Origin of the sequence: Aeromonas sp. QDB39 (genome assembly GCF_027707585.1) — a bacterium.
In the GTDB taxonomy this organism is placed as follows: Bacteria; Pseudomonadota; Gammaproteobacteria; order Enterobacterales; family Aeromonadaceae; genus Aeromonas; species Aeromonas hydrophila.
On record NZ_JAPCIV010000093.1, the window covers coordinates 1 to 3,082 of the forward strand.

The window sequence follows — 3,082 nt, forward strand, 5'->3', positions numbered from 1 at the left end:
TAGCGGCTAATCAGATCGCACAAACTGGACTGAGTTCCCTTCCTCCGGTGATCTACTATTCGGAACAGCTATTTAGGCGGTGATGTTTTTCATCTCCACCAGCACTCCACCGGACAGGGTTTTTTGCAAGCCCGAGACGCACTGAGAAAGTTCGCTGACAACAAGGAGTTCGAGGCCGGATGTCAGCTACGAAGGAATGAGCACGCCCGAGCGTGAAGCCAAGATCCAAGCTCGCAAGGAAGAAGAAGAAATCAGGAAAGAGTTTCGGAGAGTTGCTGTTGTTGCTGTTTATGGTAGCGTTTAATTTTAAGCTTTGGGAAATCAACAAGAAGGCATAGCGAATGATCCCCTCTGGCAAACCAAGCCGACTGTCGCCGAGGCTAATCCCTCTTGTGGTTTTTTTGATCGGCCTGTGCTCCACCGTAGTGCTTTACCAACTCATCGTCGAGTCCGTCGATCAACGACAACAGGTCTACTTCGACTTCCGCGCCCGGGAGGCTGCTGAGCGCATCGAGAACCGCATGGCCACCTACCAGCAGGTCCTGCGGGGCACGGCCGGGTTCTTTGATGTGCATCATGATGTCGGACGTGAAGATTTCCGAAGGTATTCCGATCGCCAGGCTCTGGACAAGTACCTGCCTGGCATCCAAGGCGTGGGCTTCGCCAGGGCCATCCGGCCTGCCGATCTGCAAACCCACATCGATCAGGTCCGCGCCGAAGGCTTTCCCTCTTACACTGTGCAACCAGCAGGCCAACGAGACCTGTATTCCTCGATCGTGTATCTGGAGCCGTTTTCGGGACGCAACCTGCGTGCCTTCGGCTTCGACATGTATTCAGAACCCGTGCGGCGCGAGGCCATGCAGCGCTCGGTAGATACGGGTGCCATCGCGCTTTCGGGGCGTGTGCGTCTCGTGCAGGAAACGGGGGTTCAGGAGCAGTCGGGGTTCCTGATCTACCAGGCGATCTACGCTACTGACCAGCCAGCGGCAACCGTAGCAGAGCGCCGGGAACAACTGCGCGGCTGGGTCTATGCACCGTTTCGCATGACAGACTTCCTGCATGGTCTCCTCGGAGAGCAGGAGCGTGACCTGATCATCGACATCTTCGACGGCGAAGAGATGGTTGAAGCGACACGAACTCACTTTGGCAGTTCAGGGCGTACCGATATCCGTCCAGGGTTTGAATCGGTGCATCGGCTGCGCATGATGGGACAAACCTGGACCGTTCGCGTGCATGGCAGCACGAGCCTTCTGCAACGGGTGGACAGAGGGCTACCGATCGTGATCGCGGTAACCGGTGTCTTGCTCAGTGCCATGCTGGCTGGGCTGATGTTTTTGCTGGTGTCGGGTCGGTCCCGGGCAGAAGCGGCGGCCCGCGCGATGACAGAAGACCTGTCTCTGGAGAGGTCTCGATTGAGCGCCATTCTTGAAGGCACCCGGGTCGGCACCTGGGAGTGGAATGTCCAGAGCGGTGAAACCGTCTTCAATGAGGAATGGGCGAGGATCGTTGGATACAAGCTCCAAGAGCTTGAGCCGATCTCCATCGTCACCTGGGTAAAGCTCACGCATCCGGAAGATCTGCAAAAGTCAGAACAGCTGCTCAAGCAGCACTTGGCGGGGGAGTTACCGTTCTACGAGTGTGAGGCCAGAATGCGCCACAAGGATGGGCACTGGATCTGGGTGCTGGACCGCGGGAAGGTGGGGAAATGGGATCGGGATGGCAAGCCTCTCATCATGTACGGTACCCATCAGGACATCAGCCGGTCCAGACAGGAGCTGGATACCTATCACCATCGAGCGCATCATGACGTATTGACCGATCTACCCAACCGGGTCTTACTCGGTGACCGCATACAGCAGGCGCTTGCATTGGCAGAGCGCGAGAACACGCATCTGGCTGTGCTGTTCATGGATCTGGATGGGTTCAAGTCGGTCAACGACACCCATGGCCACGAAGCGGGGGATGTAGTGCTAAAGACCGTGGCCCGCCGTCTCCTGCGTTGCATCCGTGCCGCCGACACGCTCGCCAGGGTGGGAGGCGATGAGTACGTGGCCTTTGCATATTCCGGTCGAAAATGAACACCTATTCCGGTTTAAAATGAACGCTGATTCCGGCTTGCGTGTACACCATTTCCGGACACCTCAGAGCACGAACTCTGATGTCAGATGAACCGTCATGCTCCAATGACCTGGATCCACAACTGCCGCGCTGCGCTTGGCTGCTGGCTTGTTCGGTGAGTCGAAAAGATGCCTCCCCTCAAAGCTCAGCTTCTGCTCGCAGAATCCCTGGCCGCATACTTTCCGGAAATGGTGTTCACAGATTCCGGAATCACTGTTCAACTTCACCGGAATACGCAGCCTTGCTGCAACACGTCAGCGGCGAACAGGAGGCGCTCAAAAAGGCCAGCCTGTTCATCTCGGAGGTCCGCCGACCAATCCCCTTGCCTGCGGGTGGCGAAGCACGAATTTCCATTAGTGTCGGTATCGCGCTCTACCCTCAGCATGGAACGACCATCGAGGTGCTCAGCGAGCATGCCGATCAGGCGATGTATCAGGTCAAGAAAGGCTCCAAGAATGGAGCCTTGGTGCATCAGGATAGCGGCTCGGTGTAGCTCTGCGTTCCCGTAGCGTTTAAACGCACCCTGATCGACAACTCCAGATCTTGTGTTGCCGGCGACAGCGTCCACGCATGAAGTTGGTCCATCACGACCGATCAGGCATTGACCGCCGATTGCTTCGAGCAACTGGCCCCACAGATGACCGCCAAGGGCTGGAAAGGGAAGCCGCAGAATTCGGGAAGAATCGTACGCTAAGCCGACTTGGCTTAAGTGCGTTTCCTGTTCCACTGCTCCCTATTCGGGATTTGGGGAGCAATGGAACCAAAACCCAACGTAGGCCCGCCGCGAACGTCCAGTTGAAGTACGCCCTAACTAGGCGTCAGGCCGGAACCTTGGGCCGCGTCAGGATAGGGCCGATTCCAGCATTTTCTGACGCCTCGCCGGCAACCTCTAAATAACTGATCCCAATAGTGCTACACCTTCGCTGTGCCATAGCCATTCCCCGGGAAAGGAGACACGGTATCC

2 protein-coding genes are annotated in these 3,082 nt (G+C 56.9%); both read left to right on the plus strand.

Annotation, left to right across the window (positions count from 1 at the left end; translation table 11 throughout):
• Positions 1-341: 341 nt before the first annotated feature.
• Positions 342-2,078, plus strand: a complete 1,737-nt coding sequence (locus tag PG899_RS23835) for a CHASE domain-containing protein (RefSeq protein ID WP_270697802.1) — start codon at positions 342-344, stop codon at positions 2,076-2,078.
• A 281-nt stretch (positions 2,079-2,359) separates the two neighbouring features.
• Positions 2,360-2,611: a diguanylate cyclase domain-containing protein gene (locus PG899_RS23840; RefSeq protein WP_270697804.1), complete on the plus strand. Its 252-nt coding sequence runs from the start codon at positions 2,360-2,362 to the stop codon at positions 2,609-2,611.
• The last annotated feature ends 471 nt before the right edge of the window (positions 2,612-3,082 follow it).